This window comes from Actinocrinis sp. (assembly GCF_035605935.1).
Taxonomy (GTDB): Bacteria; Actinomycetota; Actinomycetes; order Streptomycetales; family Catenulisporaceae; genus Actinocrinis.
Window position 1 is genome coordinate 17,114 of the sequence record NZ_DATNGK010000013.1, and the last position, 17,481, is coordinate 34,594.

Below are 17,481 nucleotides of genomic sequence, written 5' to 3' on the forward strand. Positions count from 1 at the left end.
CCGCTGAGACCGGCGAGCCGTCGTTCAGCGGCTGGCTGGAGATCGTGGTTCGGGTGACCGGTTCGCCCGGCTGAACGACGCAAGGCTCGCGCGTGGCGCAGCTAGCTGACAACGTCCTCGACCCGAGTGACGGCGTCATCACTGTCCTCTGATGTCTGCAGCATGGCCCGCGACAGGTGCGTGGCCTGGAACAGTTCGGCGGTCATGGGCGGTGAGAAGAGGTAGCCCTGCCCCTGATCGCAGCCGAGTTCGCACAGTTCGTCGTACTGCTCGACGGTTTCGATTCCCTCGCCGATCGTGGTCAGGTCCAGGGCGCGCGCCATGGCGATCACCGCGGCCACGATGGCTTGGTCCTGCCCGGTCCGGCCGAGTTCGCTGACGAACATCCGGTCGATCTTGAGGATGTTCACCGGAGCCTGCCGCAGGTGCATCAGCGATGAGTAGCCGGTGCCGAAATCGTCGAGCGCGATGCGCGCTCCGAGCGCGGAGAGCGCCTTCAGGACGGTGCCCGCCGAGAACTGCGCGTCGTGCACCGCCGTTTCGGTGATCTCCAGGGTGAGCTGCGCGGGATCGATTTCGTGGCGGCGCAGCACGGCGGCGACCTCGTCGGCGAATTGCGGGTCGCCGATCTGACGGACCGACAGGTTCACGGCCATGATGGGTGCTCGCGCGGAGTCCGTGGGGCGGGCCCGGCGGAAGGTACGCGTCCACGCCGCGAGTGTGTGGCACGCCTGATGCAGCACCCAGCGCCCGATTGGCACGATCAGTCCGCATTCCTCGGCCACGGGCAGGAACTCGGCAGGCGGGAGCAGTCCGCGCTGCGGATGCTGCCAGCGGATCAGGGCTTCCGCTCCGATGAGGCGACGGTGGCGCAGTGCGTAGATCGGCTCGTAGAAGAGGCGGAACTCGCTGTGTTCCAACGCCGCTCGCAGCTCGGTCTCGACGGTCAACCGGGAGACGGCCTGCTCGCGGATGGCGTTGGTGAAGAACTGATAGCCGCCGGCGCCGTTGCTGTGCGCCTTGACCTGGTACATGGCGGCGTCCGCGTCGCGCAGCAGCGCGTCGGCGTCCGCGGCGGAAGCGGACTCGAATGCGGTTGCGGACCCGGAATCCGGCCCGGGCTCCTGCCTGGCTGCCGACCCTGCGCCGGCTGCCGCGTCGCCGGCGCAGGTCGCGATCCCGATGCTCGCGCTCACGTGGATCTCTTGGCCGGCGTGGTAGAACGGCTCGGCCAGCGCGCGATTGATCCGTTCAGCCAGCGCGGCGGCGTCCGTGCGCAGCGGCAGCCGCTCGCACAGCACGGCGAATTCGTCGCCGCCGAACCGCGCCACCAGATCGGTGCGCCGTGCGGCGGCGTGCAGCCGGGTGGCGACGGCGACCAGCAGGGCGTCACCGGCGGCGTGACCGAGGCTGTCGTTGACCACCTTGAACCGGTCCAGGTCCAGGAACAGCACAGCGAGCAGGCTGTCCGTGCCGAGCGGCGCGGAAAGTGCCCGGTTGGTGCGCTCGACGAACAGCCGGCGGTTGGCCAGCCCGGTGAGCGGGTCGCGTACCGCCTGTTCCGCGAGCGCCTCCTCGACGCGCTTGCGCTCGGTCAGGTCCCGGCTGACCACGAGGACGCCGCACACGGCGCCGGCCTCGTCGAACTCCGGGACGATCCTCGACTCCAGGAAGCGGCGGGTTCCGCCGAGCACGAGGCTTCGCTCGACGTCCGCGGGTCGTCCGGTCGCGAGCACGCGGCGCACCGCCGTCTCCCACACGCGGGTGTAGTCCTCGGGGAAGCCCAGCTCGGCGCTGGTGCGGCCGATGAAGGCTTCGGCAGGCAGGCCGGCCAGTGCGGTCGCCGCGGGGTTGACGTAGGTGTAGCGCAGGTCGCGCCCGATCCTGGACATCGGATCCGGGCTGGATTCGAGCAGGGTGCGCATCTCGCGGCCGATTCGCTCGAGTTCCTGCGTCTTGGCCAGCAGTTCCCGCTCGGTGTGCTTGCGCGCGGTGATGTCGCGGGTGATCCCGAACGTGCCGATGATCCGGCCGGAGAAGTCCCGCAGCGGCTGCTTGGTCGAGCTGAGCACGCATTCGCGCTCGCCGAAGCGCACGTTCCATTCGTGCAGGTCGGTGATGGGCTGCCCGGTCCGGATGATCCGCTGCTCGTAGGCGAACGCTTCGGCGGCATGCCGCGGTGAGAAGTAGTCGAAGTCCGTCCGGCCCAGCATGGCCGCGGGCGACTCGGCGCCGATGAGCTCCGCCTGGCTTCGGCTGACCCGGATGAACCGCGATTGCAGGTCCTTGAAGTAGATGGTGTCCGCGCAGGCCGACAGCAGGTTGAACAGGCAGATCTGGTCCAGCTGGGCCGGGTCGGTTTGCGCTGGGTCGGTTTGCGCTGGGTCGGTTTGCGCTGGGTCAGTTTGTGCCGGGTCGAGCTGCCCGGTGCCGTGCTGGTCCGGGGCGGATGACGTGCTTTGGGGAGGTACGTCGCGCGCGGCGCCCTCGCCTGGCCCTTCCCGTCGATCTCCGCTGTCCATCGCGCCGACCAATCCGCACTTGGCCACCGAACCGCGAGCTCCGAGTTCACGGGATACCCAGCCATGATATGAGCATCACGGCATTTGTGAACTACTTGCGCAGTGCCAGGTCGCCGGACGGCCTACGGCGGGTCACCCCGCGAAGCTGCCGGAAGCCGACGCCGGTTTGGCCTCGTCGGTGGCGGTCGCGGAGACGGAGTAGGTGTCGAGACCGAAGGCGTGCCCGCTGGGCCGGTTGAACTGGAAGCCGAAGGCGTAGCTGCCCGGCTGGAGTGTCTGGCCGGGTTTGAGGGTGAACAGGTATGTCAGGCCACTGGCTGTGGGATCGACCGAGCTGTCAATGTTCTGCGGCAGGATCGTGGTCCATGATCCGGTGGACTGCACCGTGGCGCCGCCGGAGACGGTGACCGTGACTCGCAGTGCCCTAATGGCGTGGGTCGTGGTGACGGTCAGATCTTCCTGCGTCCAGTACTGGTTGCTGTGCGAGTCCAGCGTTCCCGTCGCGGTCACCGGTCCCGGCGACGCGGACGGGGTGGCCTGGCTACGGGCAGAGGCACTCCCGGCCGGGTGGACTGGAGCCGGAGAAGCCGATTGGCGTTGTTCGACCGGGTGAGTCGCACGCGGCGACGCCACGGCCTGATTCGCAGGATGCGAGGGTCGGTCGCTGATACGCAGGGTCACGCCCACCGCGATTGTCGTCGTGGCGACGGCCGCCAGAACGCCGAGCGGGACGCCGATCAACCGCAGGCGCAGCGGGCGCTCGAAGCGGCGCCCGGCGCGGCGGGACTCGGTGCTGCTCAGTCGGCTGAATCTCGCCTCGATGCGGCCGAGATCCGCCTCGTGCTGGTCAGCCTGTTCGTGCAGCGCGCCGGACAGCCACGCGCGGTCTCGCAGGGAATCGCCGGATCGCGGGCGGTTCATCGGGTCGCTCCTTCCGGCGTGGGTCGGCGGCCGGCGTCGCGCACCTCGGCCGCGGCGGCGCGCGATCCGCGCAACTGCTGCGCGAGCTCTTGCAGACCGCGGGCGCTTTGGCTCTTGACGGTTCCCACGGCGATGCCGAGCGTCGCCGCGGTCTCCTGCTCGCTCAGACCGTAGTAGTAGCGAAGCACGACGCAGGCGCGCTTACGCGCGGGGATGCGAAGCAGGGCGCGGCCTAGGTCGACTGCGGCGTCCGCGTCGGGAGAATCGGCATGCTCGCTGCGGCCGGCGCTCCACAGCCGCCAGTTGCGCCGCTCGCGCACTAGCCGGGCGGTGCGGTCGGCGGCGAGGTTGGCCACGATGCGGCGCACATAGGCCAGCGGCCGGTCGGCTCCGGCGACCCGGGGCCAGTTCTTCCAGGCCTCGGCCAGCGCTTCGGCGGTCACGTCGTCGGCGGCGTGGTGTTCGCCGGTCAGCAGGTACGCGAAGCGGGCCAGCTCACGGTAGTGCGCGGCGAAGAACGCGTCGAACGCGGCGCGGTCGCCGCCGCGTATTCGTCCGGCCGCGGCGGACCCGTCGTCTTCTTCGCGCACGCCGGGGAATGTAGCAGGGTCAGGTTACCGATCGCGTCCGGAGCCTCAGGATTGCCTCGGTGCCGTCGCAGCAGCCGGCCGTTGCTCGACTCCCGAATCACGGGAGTCGAGCAACGGCCGGCGGGTCGATCAGCAGACCGATTTACTGGTAGGCCGGTCTTTACTGGTAGGCCGCGGACACGATGCTGGTCTGGATCGCGTTCTCGGTCGCGTCGGAGGGATAGCCGGCGGTGATGGCGCCCTCGAAGAACTCGCCGTAGTCGCTGACGCTGTTGTCTCCGCCAGTGCCCAGCTCAAGGGAGGACTGCACCTTCATCGGCGAGTAGCCGTTGGGCAGCGGCCCGCTGAACGGTGTGGTCAGGCCTCCACTTTGGGCGTTGCCGTATTTCAGGGTGAAGTTGCTCGTCCCGTTGTTCTTCTCCCAGGCCGAGACGAAGGGGAAGTGCACGCCCTGGTAGTTCGGGTTCTTCTGCGAGCCTTGGGTGCTGAAGAACATTCCGTTCTCCAGGTCCGCGCCCACCCACGGGCCGGAGCCGACGCAGCCGCCGAACCAGCAGGCCGTGCCCCAGTAGATGGCGTTCATGGTGGCGTTGCCGTCGTCGCTGTGGTCATTCTCCGCGCTGCCGTAGTCGAAGCAGCAGTACTGGTTGACGTTGTTGGATGAGGTGACCATGTAGATCCCCTCAGGCTGGGCACCGGTGGGAGCCGCCTTGGCGTTGTCGACGCGGTAGCCGACGCCGGGGGTGACCTTGACGCCGTACGCGCTGTGCCCGCCGACGTTAATCGGCAGCGCCATGGCGTTCGCGCCGATGTCGGAGCCGTTCGGTCCGGGACCGTGCCAGAAGCCGCCCGAGGAGATCGGCAGGTCGTTGTGCTGCGGGGACTGGTCGTAGAGCTTGGTGATGGTGCAGCTGGTGCCCGAGCAGAAGGTGGACTGAGGGCCGGCGTTGACGACGCCGCCCGCGCTGACCAGGCCGATATTCAAGTAGCTGTGGTCTGACGCGCGCTGGATCTGGTACAGCGGGCCGTTATAGGAGGCGTACAGCGCCCTGGTCGTCGAGTGCGCCGCGATGCACGGCGTGCCGCCCGCCGCATAGATGTCGCAGGGCAGGCTGGGCGGCGGCGGACTTCCGGTCGAGGACGCTGATGGCGAAGCCGACGCTGACATCGACGGCGAAGCCGATGCGCTCGCCGTCGCGGTCGGCGTGGGCGTTGGTGTGCCGCTGCTGAGGACGCCGGTGCACAGCGTGCCGTTGAGGGTGAAGGCGGTCGGGTTCGGGTTGCTGCCGTTCCAGGCGCCGTTGAACCCGAAGCTGGTGTTGCCGCCGGTGGCGAGGGAGCCGTTGTAGGAGGCGTTGGTGACGGTGACGTTGCCGCCGGACTGGGTGTAACTGCCGTTCCAGAGTTGCTGGATGGTTTGTCCCGCGCCGAATGACCAGGACAGTTGCCAGGAGGTGATCGGGCTGCCGAGGTTGGTGATCGACACGTTCGCGCCGAAGCCGCCGGGCCATTGGCTTGAGACGCTGTAAGTGACCTGACAGCCGGCCGCGGCCTGCGCGGACGTCACCGCGGTGACTGTCACGCCCGCGGCGGCGACCACGATGGCGCTCGCGGCGGCCAGCCATGGTCGGCGAAGAGGGGTACTCACTAAGCCTCCTGCGATGATGAGTACGAAACTCAGGGGTCGGATCCGAATCGGCGAGCGTAGCTAAGTCGGTCACATCGATAGCAACCCATCCCATCGCCCGCAACAATCGAGACGCTGGCAGGCGGTAAACCTCCTGGATAGCTCCGCGATTGCCGAAAGTTTCATCCCATGTCTCGGCCGACTCACGCAAAGGGCGGGCCGGACGCGGTGCGCAGACCGCGTCCGACCCGCCCGGTACTTCTCGGGTGGTTAGCCGATGGCTAGCCGACTGCGATGGCGAAGATGTGCATCGCCGTCTGGTTGATGAGCGCCGCGCCGACATTCGGTAGAGTCAGGTACTTGATTGTCTTGCCGGGCGTCAGCGCCACCGTGTCCGTGTAGAGGCTGACCTGGTTGTGCAGCGCTCCGCTCGCGTTGTTCAGGTAAGGGAAGGTGGCCAGGATGTCGCCTCCGCTGGTCGGCGAGTTCGACCACCAGTCGTTGAAGGCGAGGCTGAACGACTGGCTGGTGCCATCGGAATAGGTGATCACGGCAGTGCCGGAGGCGGCGCCGTAATCGGCCGTGCCGATGATGCCGAGGGTGGTTCCGGTGCCGGAGACTGGGACGGTCTGGCCCTCGGCGACGATGTTGTTCGGCGTGCCTGATGCGGCGTCAGGCCAGGTGAAGCTCAGTGCGTCGTGAGTGAACTTGGCGCCGGGGGTGATGCTGGGCGTGGCCGCCGCGAGCGTTTGGGCGGAGTAGCTGGCGCCGCCGCCGTCGAGGTTGCCTGGCGTGGTGTTGGAGTCATCGCTGACACCGGGATTGGTGTACGCCGCGACGATTGACGGATAGGGGATCGAGACCGTCGTGCCGGTGTTCTCGCTGTGGCGGCCGGTGGCGTCGGTGAATGTGAGCTGACCGGTCACCGCTGGCGCGGTCTGGGTCGGCGTGGCGTCGGCCGGAACGCTCACCGTCCAGCTGCTGGTGATGGTCTGACCCGGCGCGACGGTACGGAACGACGTCGGCGTGCTCGCAGTGGCCGTCCAGCCGGCGGGCGTGGTGAGGCTGAAGGCGGCGTTGCGCAGGCTCTCGCCGCCGCTCGGGTTCGCCGTCGTGGTGCTGACGGTGAAGGTGCCGCCTGGCACGACTACGGCCGGGGCGGTCATGGAGAGCGGTTCGTGTACGACGATCGGCGTCGTGCCGGTGACGCCGTCGACGGTCACGCGGATCGACGCGGTCCCGTTGGCGTGCGTGGTGACGACGCCGCTGCGGCTGACCGATGCCACGGCCGGGTTGCTGCTGCTGTAGCTGACGTGCTTTCCGGCGAGGTTGACGAAGGACTCGTTGTTGTCCACGGCCTCGACGATGCTGTCCGCGCTCTGATGTTGCGCGGCCTGCGCGGTGTCGTCGGCGATCCACGGGTTCTTGCCGGTCAGGTCGAGCTTGTCGCCAGGGGTGAAGACGACCTGGTCGGGCTGCACCGTCACGTACTGGATGCGCGGGGTGATCGCGCCGGAGACCCGCAGCGGAGCGGAGGCGATCGGGTCCGCGGCGTTGGCGGCTAGCTGCAACGTGTAGGCGCCGTCGTACACGACGTTCTTGTGCTGCTGAGCGTCCCAGAATGCGAGGTCTGAGACGTCCACGGTGATGGACAGGTGCTGGGTCTTTCCAGGCTTGAGTACGGTGGTTTTCGCGAAGCCCTCAAGCCGCTTGGCGGGCAGTTGCGCGCCGGCCGTGGCGGGGGAGCTGACGTAAAGCTGCGCGACCGTGGCTCCCGCGACGGTGCCGGTGTTGGTCACGTCGAACTGCACCGTGGCCTTGCCGTTGGCGTTCGCGGCGCGCGTGGCGTGCACCTTCGAGTAGGCGAAGCTGGTGTAGCTCAGGCCATAGCCGAAGGGGTAGGTCGGGGTACCGGTGAAGTATTGGTAGGTGCGGCCAAGGCCGTTGGTGTCCGCGGGGCTCAGGCCGTAGTTGCCGATCGGCGGCAGCTGCGAGTCGTCCTTGTACCAGGTGAAGTCCAGGTGCCCGCTCGGGTTCTGCTTGCCGAAGAGCACGTCGGCCAGCGCGGTGCCCTGGCTCTCGCCGTTGTAGCCGCTGTAGACGATGGCGGGGAAGTCGCCCTTCACGTTCTCGATGTCCACCGGCCCATCGGTCTGCATGGACAACACCGTGCGCGGATTGCCGAGCGCGGCGACCTGGCTGATGAGCGAGTCGTAGTTGCCGGGCATGGCGAGACTGGTCCGGTCGCTGCCTTCGCCCGCCGTGCTCGCGTCGGTGCCGACGAACACCACGACCAGATCCGCGCTCTTGATCGCGGCCTGGGTCTGCGCGGAGCAGGCGGCGGCGGTGGTCGCGGTGGTGGAGGTGCCGCAGGCGTCGAAGGTGACGGTGGCGTTAGGGTTCGCGGCCTTCACCGCGGCGGTGATGCCCTGTACCGCGTTCACCTGGAGCGCCGGGTCGCCGGAGTAGCCGCCGAGGGTGACGGTATTGGCGAGGTTGCCCACGATCACGACGTTGTTCAGCGCCGCGGGGTTAGCCGGCAGCACGGTCGCGGAGGTGCCGGGCAGCGGGTCGTTCTTGAGCAGCACCAAGGAGTTCGCGGCCACGTTCTCGGCCAGAGCCTGGTGCGCCGGGCTCTGGATCTGCGCCTTGGTGATCCGCGTGTAAGAGACCTTGCTCGCCGGGTCGAACTCGCCGGTCTGCATGCGCACGGTGAACAGCTGGACGAGTGCGTGGTCGATCACGCCTTCGCTCAGAATCCCCGCCTTGATCGCCGCCTCGATGTTGCCGAGCGTGGCGTCGCCGCCGGTGCAGTTGACGTCTGTTCCGGCGCGCAGCGCGTAAGCCTGCCCGCCCGCGTCGGCCGGAACCTGCACGCCGGTGGCGGTGTTCGTCCACGTGCTCGTGCCGTTGACGACCGAGGTCGTCCAGCCGGGCGGCGCCCAGTTGTGGCTGGACTGAGCGGTCACATCGCCGACGGCGCCGCAGTCCGAGGTGATGTAGCCGCCAAAGCCCCAGGTGCGCTGGGCCAACGCGTCGGCGGTGTAGGTGTCGGCGGGCGACGGCGTGCCGTTGATGGCGTTGTACGACGTCATCAGGCCGGAGACATGCGAGTCTTCCACCAGGCTGCGGAACTGCGCGGTGTAGTAATCGCGGATGTCGGCGTCGCTGGCGTTGGCCGAGTCGGCGTGCCGGTTGTTCTCGTTGTTGTTGAGCGCGAAGTGCTTCGCGGTGGCCGCCACTTTCAGGTACTTCGAAGTCGGTGCCCCGCTAAGCGTCTCACCCTGATAGCCGTCGACGAACGCGCCGGCCATTCGGGCGACCAGGTACGGGTCCTCGCCGAAGGCCTCGTCGGTGCGGCCCCAGCGCGGGTCGCGGTCGAGGTTGACGGTCGGCGCCCAGAACGTCAGCGAGCCGTAGTCGCTCGCGGACGGGCCGATGTTGTTCTGGGCCACGCCCCACAGCGACTTGTCCAGCTCGCCGCGGATCTCGTCAGAGATGGCCGAGGTCTCCTGGTAGACGAGCGCCGGATCCCAGGACATCGTCGAGGCCTGGTTCGTTGGGAAACTGGTGGCGTGCACTCCGCCGCTCGCCCCGCCGTTGTTCGAATCCGCACCGAGGGTGTTGATGCCGTGCTGGCCCTCGCTCCAATACGTGTACTGCTGTACGCCGAGTCGCGGGATAGCCGGCGCGCTGTTGGTATGCAGCTGAGCGACCTTCTCGGCGAGCGTCATCCGCGAGACCAGGTCGGCGGCCCGTTCGGAGAAGGAGTAATGCGTGTCGAGGTAGATCGGTACCGTGCCGCTGGCGCCGGCCGCGGCGGGTGGCGCGGTTCCTGCCACCGCGAGCGTGGTCGTCAGCAGGCCGGCGGCGCATAGCGCCACTGCCCGCCGAGACGAGCCGGTCAGGATCATGTTGCCTCCTTGCAACGCGGAAGTGCGATGGGCATGCGGGAGCCGTCGAGTGACGGATTTGTGAGCGCTAACACGCGATCCACTAGCTGGCCCGCGCTCGGGATCGGGAAATCTCCGACGTCGAAGGGGGTGTCACAGGGCGCCGAGAAAGGAGTGTTGTCGCCTCGGAAAAGTGTGTCAAGGCTTCGAATGACCGGATGTTGCGGAACAAGCCGAGCCGATTGAGCGGAGGTGGAGCATGCGACTAGCGTCTAAGGTGCCTCTGAACAGCACGGTCAGGAGCGCAATCGTCGGGGTCTGCAAATGTCGTTCGAGATCACGCTCGCTTGCTGCCGCAATGTTTCATCGAATGCTCGGAACGTTTACGGAGCCTCAGGGCGAGAATCAGGGCACGAGGACCGGCGTCGCCGCCGTCAGGAGCCTCACGGCCACCTCCGGACTGCGACCTTGCCAGCATTAAACCGATATCGTAATATCCGATATCGTGAACTCCGAAAGCGTATCATCGACTCCGGCGCCCGCATCGGTGCTGCTCGCCCTCCAACGGGCCACGCACGCCACCTTGCAGCTGATCGCCGCCGATCTCGTCGATCTCGATCTGACCGCCTCTGAGATCAATGCTCTGGCTAACCTCGCCGATGGTGAGAGCCGCACGGTGTCCCAGCTCGGCGCCGCGGTCGGAGTCAAGCCCACCACGCTCACCAGCGTGCTCGATCGGCTCGAACGTCGCGGCCACATCACGCGTGGCGTTCGAGCCGGGGACCGGCGCTCCGTTCTGATCGAACTGACCGACTCCGGACGCGAAGCCGCCGCCGTCATCACCCGCTCCCTCGCCGATATTGAGCGACGCGCGCTCGGCGCCCTATCAGTCGAGGCGATTGCCGGATTCCACAGCGTGGTCAGTGCGCTGATAAGGGAGGGCTAGACCATGCACGAGCGCGAGCACGATCCGCGAGCCGAGGCACCATCGCCATTCCAGGAGTTGATGGCCGAGGTAATGGCGAGCGCTGACCGGTTCGGGCACCACCAGCACATCCACGTGACCTGGCTCGCCGTGCGCCGCTACGGCACGGCGACCGCGACACGCCTGGTGAGCGATGGCATACAGGGTGTCGCCCGATACGCAGGCGCTCCCCAGAAGTACAACGCCACCGTCAGCCGCGCCTGGGTCGAACTCGTCGGCCACCACGTCGACCACGCGGACGGCGCGGGGTTCGACGCGTTCGCCGATGCGCACCCTGATCTGTTCGATAAGAGGCTGCTCACCCGCTTCTACCGGCCCGCGACACTGGCTCGCGATGAAGCGAGGACCGGCTGGGTCGCGCCCGACCTGGCGCCATTCCCTTGGACGGCCGCAGACGCCTAATCATGACTCGCGATCAAGCGCGCGCCGTCGAGCCGTAGCGTCCGTTCGATCCGGTTCCAACGAATGAACAGGGCGGTATACGGGCACGAGGCAACGAGCGATGCGAGAGCAACCAGCGCCCCTTCTCACCGTCGGCCACGGCACCGCCGACCGCTATCAGCTGACCCCGCTGCTTCGTGGCGCGGCGATCGAGCAGGTGGTGGACGTCCGCAGCGCGCCCGGCAGCCGCCGAAACCCGGACGTGGGCCGGGTTCAACTACAGGCGTGGCTCGCCGAAGCGGGCATCGGCTATCGCTGGGAGAAGCGGCTGGGCGGCTTCCGCCGCCCGAGCGCCGACTCGCCCGACACCGTGTGGCGCAACGCATCCTTCCGGGGTTACGCCGGCTACACGCGCGAACCCGACTTTCTAGCCGCGATGAACGAGTTGCTGGCGCAGACAGACGCAATCCGCACGGCGGTGATGTGCAGCGAAGCCGTGTGGTGGCGGTGTCACCGCCGGCTGATCGCCGACTACGCCGTCCTGGCCTGCCGCGTGCCGGTGCAGCACCTCATGCACGACGGCAGGCTCACGGCGCACATCACAACCGCCGGGGTCCGGCTGCGCCCGGATGGGCTGCTCGTTTACGACGGCGCGGAGCCCGCGAGCTCACCGGACCAGGCTCCCGACGCTACTTCTTACACGCGGCCTAGTCCCAGCAAAGGCAGAAGGGCTTAAGAGCCGGGTCGGCGTATACCCGCCAGTTCTCCCCGCTGTAGTCGAGCGAGGTGGCACCGAGCTTAAGAACCGCCGCCTCGGCCGCGTCGATGTCGTCGACCGTGACGTCGATGTGGAACTGCTGCGGATGGGCGGGATCGGGCCACTGCGGCGCGCGGTAATCCGTGACCTGCTGGAACATGACCGGCTGCGCGCCGTCCTGGCCGATCATCGCCACGCCCTCGCCCTCGAACGTGACCGGTTTGCTGAGCAGTTGCGCGTAGAACGCGCTCAGCTCCTTGGCGTCTGGGCAGTCGAGCATGACGCCCATGAGCGTGGTCTCCTGCTTCGCCGGAAAGAGACACAGGTCGAAGGGGTGCCCGACCGGGTCGGCCAGCGTGTACCAGGTCTCGTTCTTGCGCAGCAGTTCGGCGCCGAGCTCGACCGCCTTGGCCAGGCCGGCGTCGAGGTCCGGCACCCGCAGGTCGAGATGCGCCTGCTGCGGGTACGCGGGGTCGGGCCACTGTGGCGGCACATGGCCGGGGCTGCGCTGGGCCGCGATGCGCCAGCCGTCACCGGTCTCCAGCGTGATCCATTCGTCGTCCGCGTCGAGCTCGCTCCACCCGCCGAGCGCGGTGTAGAACGCGGCGAGCTGCCGGACGTCGGGTGCGTCGAGCACCACCGCGCGCAACGTGCCGATCATTCGGACACTCCCTCCTGGGTCACCGCTCATCATGCGTCACAATCCGCGGCGCTGTCTTGTCAGGTTGGTGCAGAGCCAAGATCACAGATTACCGAGGGAAGGACGTCTACGGTGTCTACTCTGTGCCCGTTCGACGTAGCGTGATGAGCGGCCGTGGCGTAGTCGACCTCGAACCCTGATGAGGCTGGTGAAGTAATGCGGCGCATGGCCGGGACGACGCTGCCGGCCGCCGAGAACGTCGGCGGCCGGCAGCGTCAGCAGTACTAGCCCGGGGCAAACACTCGCCCGCGGTTCGTGCCCTCGTTACCGGTAGCGGAACACGATCCGGCCGCGGGTCAGGTCATACGGCGTGAGCTCGACCAGTACCCGGTCTTCCGGCAGGATCTTGATGTAGTTCTTGCGGATCTTCCCGCTGATATGCGCGAGCACCTTGTGCCCGTTGTCTAGCTGCACGGTGAACATCGCGCTGCGCAGGCACTCGACCACGCGCCCTTCGAGTTCGATGCCGTCGGTCTGCTTCTTCATCGCCCTAACTCCAGACTGCTGCTGATTCGGCGGCCGCCGATGCCTTCGAGCAAGGCCAAGGCGGCCGTATTGGACTGGTCTACTTCGGCTGACGCCGTGGGAATTGCGCTGCGGTGCAGGGTGCCGAGCACGTGGGACAGCAGCGCGCGGGCGATGCCACGGCGCTGCTCACCGGCCCGCACCGCGATCAAGCCGATGCGCGGCCGCCGGGTCGCCGTCACCAGCCGGACCAGACCCAGGTATCGCTCCGGCGATGCGGCAACCGTGTACCGGGCCGGGTCGACGATGGTGTCTCCGGCGGGACGCGGGCGTACCTCGGCGGGCATCGACTGCCAGCCGGGGCCCGCATCGACGTCTGCGCGAATCGCCCGATCCAGCGCGCGCAGCTGATCCTCATCCGCCGCGCCGGCGGGCAGGATCCGCACACCTGACGGCGGCCGCACGTCGTCGAGCCCTGTGACGCTCGGGTCTGTCGGTACGACGAAGTCCCACTCGCGTCGCCGGATCGTGAATCCGGCCCGCTGCCAGTTGGCGCTGGACTCGAGATCGGATTCGTCGACCAGCGTGAAGAGGGGAGCGGGCAGGTCGGCCAGCATCGCCTCGGCCAGGTGGTCGAAGGTGTCGGCATGCCAGGCGTCGATGCTGACGAAATGGCGTCCGTCCGGCCTGCGCGCGGCATGCCCGCGACCGACCACCAGATCGTCTTCGAGGGCGTGCCACTGGCCGTCCGCCACGCGCGTGATGACCAGCGCGGCTCGACTCGGATCAGTGTTCAAAGGTTTGTAGTCCATCGGTGTCTCCTTCGGGAGCCTCGATCACAAGGGCTCCCGGCGACACCTGGTTCAGCCGCAGGACCGTGACGAGCTGAGGGAGCACCCGTGGGTGTTTAGGTTCACGAGTCTCACCTCCTGCGGAAAAGTACACGGCCGACCGCGACAGTAGCAGCCGCGCGAGGCTTTTCCCAAACCGTTTGCCACAAAAGCCGGTCAGTCGTCGAACATGTTCCAGCAGATCGCACTGCGGCGCCGCTGGTCATCGAGCACGAGTTCCCGGATCTGCGCGGGGATACGTTCCCGCTGCCAATCCCGTTCCGCGATGCGGACCGCCTCAGCCTCCTCGCCCTTCGAGGCTGTCGCGGCGACGGCCCGGATCGCATAGGCCGCGGCGCCTAGGGCGTGCGCGGCGACGTGCGCGACCGGCGCTGCCTGTCCGGCCGCGAGGGCCGCATACTTCGCGGGTACGGGCAGGTCACGTCCAGCGGCGTTCGCCGGGAACGCGGCCATGCGCGCGTCGCTCATGCGCAACTCGCCGCGTGCCCAAGCACGACCGGCCTCGATCGCGTCGCGTGGGCGGGTGTCGTCCGGTTGGGCCTGCTCAAAGAGATGCAGAACGTGCTCCGCGCAGAGGGCCGCCCACTGTGCGAGCAGCTGGTGATTTTCGTCGGTCAGCGTTCCGCCGCGGCGCAGCGTGATCAGCCGCGGGTCGCGGTCTTTGGGCAGGATCGGCACGAACCCACACTCTCACGAGATCTTGAGCCGAACCGACTCGGTAGAGTACTGCCAGCGAGGCAGCGAAGGAGGCTGGCATCGACATGAGTGCACCCGCGCAGGCCGCAGTGCGCATCGCTGCGATGACGGACGCGCACGCCACGGAAGTGCTGGCGATCTACCAGGCCGGCATCGACGAAGGCAACGCCACCTTCGAGACCGCCGCCCCGGAGTGGGCGGCGTTCGACGCCGCGAAGCTGCCTGAGCACCGCTTAGTCGCGCTCGACGAGTCGGGGAAGGTGCTCGGCTGGGCAGCTGTGGTCCCGGTCTCCGAGCGCTGCGTCTACGCGGGCGTGGTCGAGCACTCCGTCTACGTGCATGCCGAAGCGCGCGGCCGCGGCGTGGGCACCGCACTGCTGAACGCACTGATCGCGTCCACCGAGCGGGCGGGAATCTGGACACTTCAATCCGGGATCTTCCCGGAGAACAGCGCGAGTCTCGCCCTACATCAGCGGTGCGGCTTTCGCGTGGTCGGCACCCGCCAGAAGGTCGGCCGTCACCATGGCGTGTGGCGCGACGTAGTCCTGATCGAGCGGCGCAGCCCCGCGATCGTCTGACGGGCAGCGGTCACGCGGTCCTGATCAGGCCGTTGGCGCGCAGGTCCGCCCACAGCGCGTCGGGCACGCCGCCGCGGAATAGCCCCACATTGCGCGCGACCTGCTGCGGCGTCCGCATGCCGAGGGTGACGTTGACGACGGCGGGGTGGGCGAGGGGGAACGCGATTGCGGCGGCGGGCAGCGTGGTTCCGTGTCGCTCGCAGATCTCTGCGATGGCTTTCGCGCGAGCGATGAGTTCTGCAGGGGCGTCCTGGTAGTCGTATTTCATGCCGGCTGCCGGTTGGTCGTTCGCCAGCAGGCCGGAGTTGAAGACGCCGACCGCGACGACGCTCTTGTGGTGTTCGAGTGCTGCGGGCAGGACGTCCTCGAGGGCGCCTTGGTCGAGCAGGGTATAGCGGCCGGCGAGCATGACCAGGTCGGCGGCCGTCTCGCGCAGGAAGCGCGCGAGCATCGCGCTCTGGTTCATGCCGGCGCCGATCGCGCCGACGACGCCTTCGTCGCGCAGTTGCGCGAGCGCGGGCATCGCCTCATCGGCGGCCTGCTGCCAATGGTCGTCCGGGTCGTGCAGGTAGACGATGTCGACGCGGTCCAGGCCGGTGCGGTTCAGGGTGGACTCGATAGAGCGCAGGACGCCGTCCCTGCTGAAGTCCCATTGGCGGCGCAGCGTGTCGGGGACGGCGAAGCCTTCGCTGTCCTGGCCGCTGGGGTTTTCGTTGGGCACGAGCAGCCGGCCGACTTTGGAGGACACGACGTACTGGTCGCGCGGGTAGTGGCGCAGCGCGGCACCGAGTCGTCGTTCGGACAGGCCCAGGCCGTAGTGCGGGGCGGTGTCGAAGTAGCGGACGCCGCAGTCCCAGGCGGCGGCAACTGCCGCTGCGGCGTCCTCGTCGGTGGCGGGCCGATAGAGGTTGCCGATGACGGAGGCACCGAAGCCGAGTTCGGTCATGGTCAGCGCGGTGCCGGTGATCGAACGCTGATTCATCTTGATCATCTTCTTCAGCTCTCCGGAAGAGTGGATCGAGCTCATCGGCGAGCCAGCCTCCGTCGATGGGGAGGATGGTGCGGCGCGAAATACTCCTCACGCCGCTCGGGTATCAGCCTGGCGATTTGAGCTAGTCGCTTCACGGGAGCCCTTTCACGCTTCCGGTGTTCTAGAGGAGGGAACCGGCTGCAGCCGGTAGACGCGCTGCGCGTTCGTGCGCAGCACGGCGTCGGCGACCGCGGCCGGATACGCGGTGAGCGCTTCGCGGACCAGATCGAGCCAGTTCCCGTACGAGGTGGCCAGCGTCATCACCGGCCAGTCGCCTCCGTACAGACAGCGCTCGGGGCCGAAGACGTCCAGGGCCTCGCGCAGCAGCGCGATCACGAGCGGCCGCGGCGTGTCCGCGTCGATCTCGGTCGCCAGACCCGAGAGCTTGCACGCGACGTTGTCGTGTCCGGCAAGTCGGCGTAGCGCTTCGCGCCATGGCGTCCATCCCGCAGCGGCCGACTGGGGCTTGCCGAGGTGGTCCAGGACGATCGTCGTCTCGGGACAGGCCGCCGAAAGCTCGACCAATTCAGGAAGCTGATATTCGCGAACGCAGGCGTCGAACGGCAGCCCCGCTTCGCCGAGCCGGCGTATCCCCGAGCGGAAGGCAGCGTCCGTCGTAAACCCGGCCGCCTCGTCTTGGACATTGCGGCGCACGCCGACCACGAACGGATCGTCGGCGTAGCGGCGGATCGCAGCCTCGGCAAGTACCGGGTCTTCGAGCGGGACATGCGCTACCGCACCGAGAATCCACGGGCACTGCCGAGCCTGGTCGCGCACCCACTCGACCTCCGCAACGGAGTGCTGCGCGTCCACCCCCGCCTCAACAAAGATCGCTGAGACGGTCGCGGAATGGAGCGCGGCGAAGTTGTCCGGCGTAAAGGGACGATTGAGCGGCGGGGCCTGGCTTAACCACGCATAGCTGAGGTGCTGCGGGTCCCAAAAATGGACGTGCGAGTCGAGCACGGGCCCGGCATCCGGGTCGACTGAACCCACTGAATCCGCCTCCTGATATCGTGCAGTCATCGTGACGCCTCTGACTGCTCAGACTGGTCGTCGAAAGGTGTGCGATATGAGGGGTGGCGGGCGCGCAATTCGAGTTGGAGCGTCAGACGCACGCGTGTCGAGCGGGGAAGTTCGACGGTGAGCCAGGGGCCGTCGACGTCAGTCGAAGCTGCGGTCTCTTGCGGCTGGGTGTGCCCGTAGTCGTAGAGGTCACCGATCCACGATTCGTCTTCGCACGTGGAGTATTGCGCGGTGCGGATGGTGTGCTCCGCGAAGGCGCCCGCCTGCACGATTACCGTGCGCGTGCGAACCGGGTCGAGATTGATCAGTTCCAGCACTGTCGCCTCGGGGTCGATGCTGGAGACGAGGGCGGCGACGTTCGGTGGTAGTCCGGGGCGTTGGGCGTCGGCGTTGTAGTAGCGCACGCGGGCTTGTTGCAGGCCGCCGTTGTAGATGACTTGTGGTCCGCCCCAGGTCAGTTGG

15 protein-coding genes and 1 pseudogene are annotated in these 17,481 nt (G+C 67.9%); 4 read left to right on the top strand and 12 right to left on the bottom strand.

Annotated features, from left to right (window positions below):
- Positions 1-101: 101 nt before the first annotated feature.
- The 5 genes from VN779_RS01020 to VN779_RS01040 form a co-directional block, all read right to left on the bottom strand.
- Entirely contained in the window at positions 102-2,549 is a 2,448-nt protein-coding gene (locus VN779_RS01020) for a putative bifunctional diguanylate cyclase/phosphodiesterase (protein WP_325719191.1), read from the bottom strand.
- Positions 2,550-2,654: 105 nt separating this feature from the next.
- Positions 2,655-3,443, bottom strand: coding sequence for a hypothetical protein (locus tag VN779_RS01025; RefSeq protein WP_325719193.1), 789 nt, complete (start codon positions 3,441-3,443; stop codon positions 2,655-2,657).
- The gene (locus tag VN779_RS01030) at positions 3,440-4,033 is read right to left on the bottom strand and encodes a SigE family RNA polymerase sigma factor (protein ID WP_325719195.1); all 594 of its coding nucleotides are present in this window, start codon (positions 4,031-4,033) and stop codon (positions 3,440-3,442) included. Before VN779_RS01030 ends, VN779_RS01025 begins: the two co-directional genes overlap by 4 nt.
- Before the next feature lie 160 nt (positions 4,034-4,193).
- Positions 4,194-5,681 carry an arabinofuranosidase catalytic domain-containing protein gene (locus VN779_RS01035; RefSeq protein WP_325719197.1) on the bottom strand — a complete coding sequence of 496 codons (1,488 nt, stop codon included), beginning with the start codon at positions 5,679-5,681 and terminating at the stop codon, positions 4,194-4,196.
- 260 nt (positions 5,682-5,941) lie between these two features.
- Positions 5,942-9,574 carry a glycoside hydrolase family 3 C-terminal domain-containing protein gene (locus tag VN779_RS01040; RefSeq protein ID WP_325719198.1) on the bottom strand — a complete coding sequence of 1,211 codons (3,633 nt, stop codon included), beginning with the start codon at positions 9,572-9,574 and terminating at the stop codon, positions 5,942-5,944.
- 484 nt (positions 9,575-10,058) lie between these two features.
- Here VN779_RS01040 and VN779_RS01045 point away from each other — a divergent pair, with 484 nt between their 5' ends.
- The 3 genes from VN779_RS01045 to VN779_RS01055 all read left to right on the top strand — a co-directional run bounded on the left by VN779_RS01045 (position 10,059) and on the right by VN779_RS01055 (position 11,655).
- On the top strand, positions 10,059-10,499 hold the full coding sequence (locus VN779_RS01045) for a MarR family winged helix-turn-helix transcriptional regulator (RefSeq protein WP_325719199.1): 441 nt from the start codon (positions 10,059-10,061) through the stop codon (positions 10,497-10,499).
- Between the two features lie 3 nt (positions 10,500-10,502).
- A complete protein-coding gene (locus VN779_RS01050; RefSeq protein ID WP_325719201.1) occupies positions 10,503-10,940 on the top strand; it encodes a hypothetical protein in 438 nt (145 codons plus the stop codon).
- Positions 10,941-11,040: 100 nt separating this feature from the next.
- On the top strand, positions 11,041-11,655 hold the full coding sequence (locus tag VN779_RS01055) for a DUF488 domain-containing protein (protein WP_325719202.1): 615 nt from the start codon (positions 11,041-11,043) through the stop codon (positions 11,653-11,655).
- Here the strand turns inward: VN779_RS01055 and VN779_RS01060 are convergent.
- From VN779_RS01060 to VN779_RS01075, 4 genes are all read right to left on the bottom strand, one after another.
- Complete coding sequence (locus VN779_RS01060) at positions 11,627-12,337, bottom strand: VOC family protein (RefSeq protein WP_325719204.1); 711 nt, start codon at positions 12,335-12,337, stop codon at positions 11,627-11,629. The two genes, VN779_RS01055 and VN779_RS01060, sit on opposite strands and share 29 nt — an antisense overlap.
- A 303-nt stretch (positions 12,338-12,640) precedes the next feature.
- The gene (gene infA, locus VN779_RS01065; protein WP_325719206.1) at positions 12,641-12,862 is read right to left on the bottom strand and encodes a translation initiation factor IF-1; all 222 of its coding nucleotides are present in this window, start codon (positions 12,860-12,862) and stop codon (positions 12,641-12,643) included.
- Entirely contained in the window at positions 12,859-13,653 is a 795-nt protein-coding gene (locus VN779_RS01070) for a GNAT family N-acetyltransferase (RefSeq protein WP_325719208.1), read from the bottom strand. Before VN779_RS01070 ends, infA begins: the two co-directional genes overlap by 4 nt.
- A gap of 195 nt (positions 13,654-13,848) precedes the next feature.
- Positions 13,849-14,370, bottom strand: coding sequence for a putative immunity protein (locus VN779_RS01075; RefSeq protein WP_325719210.1), 522 nt, complete (start codon positions 14,368-14,370; stop codon positions 13,849-13,851).
- A gap of 83 nt (positions 14,371-14,453) precedes the next feature.
- Between VN779_RS01075 and VN779_RS01080 the strand changes: the two genes are divergently transcribed.
- Positions 14,454-14,966 (top strand): GNAT family N-acetyltransferase, encoded by a 513-nt coding sequence (locus tag VN779_RS01080; protein WP_325719212.1) that lies wholly within the window; start codon positions 14,454-14,456, stop codon positions 14,964-14,966.
- Positions 14,967-14,976: 10 nt separating this feature from the next.
- Here the strand turns inward: VN779_RS01080 and VN779_RS01085 are convergent, their stop codons facing one another.
- From VN779_RS01085 to VN779_RS01095, 3 genes and pseudogenes are all read right to left on the bottom strand, one after another.
- The gene (locus VN779_RS01085; RefSeq protein ID WP_349260581.1) at positions 14,977-15,948 is read right to left on the bottom strand and encodes an aldo/keto reductase; all 972 of its coding nucleotides are present in this window, start codon (positions 15,946-15,948) and stop codon (positions 14,977-14,979) included.
- Between the two features lie 153 nt (positions 15,949-16,101).
- Positions 16,102-17,019, bottom strand: a complete 918-nt coding sequence (locus VN779_RS01090) for an amidohydrolase family protein (protein ID WP_325719216.1) — start codon at positions 17,017-17,019, stop codon at positions 16,102-16,104.
- Positions 17,016-17,481, bottom strand: a pseudogene (locus VN779_RS01095) (hypothetical protein); the annotation flags it as partial. The pseudogene VN779_RS01095 and the gene VN779_RS01090, both read right to left, overlap by 4 nt.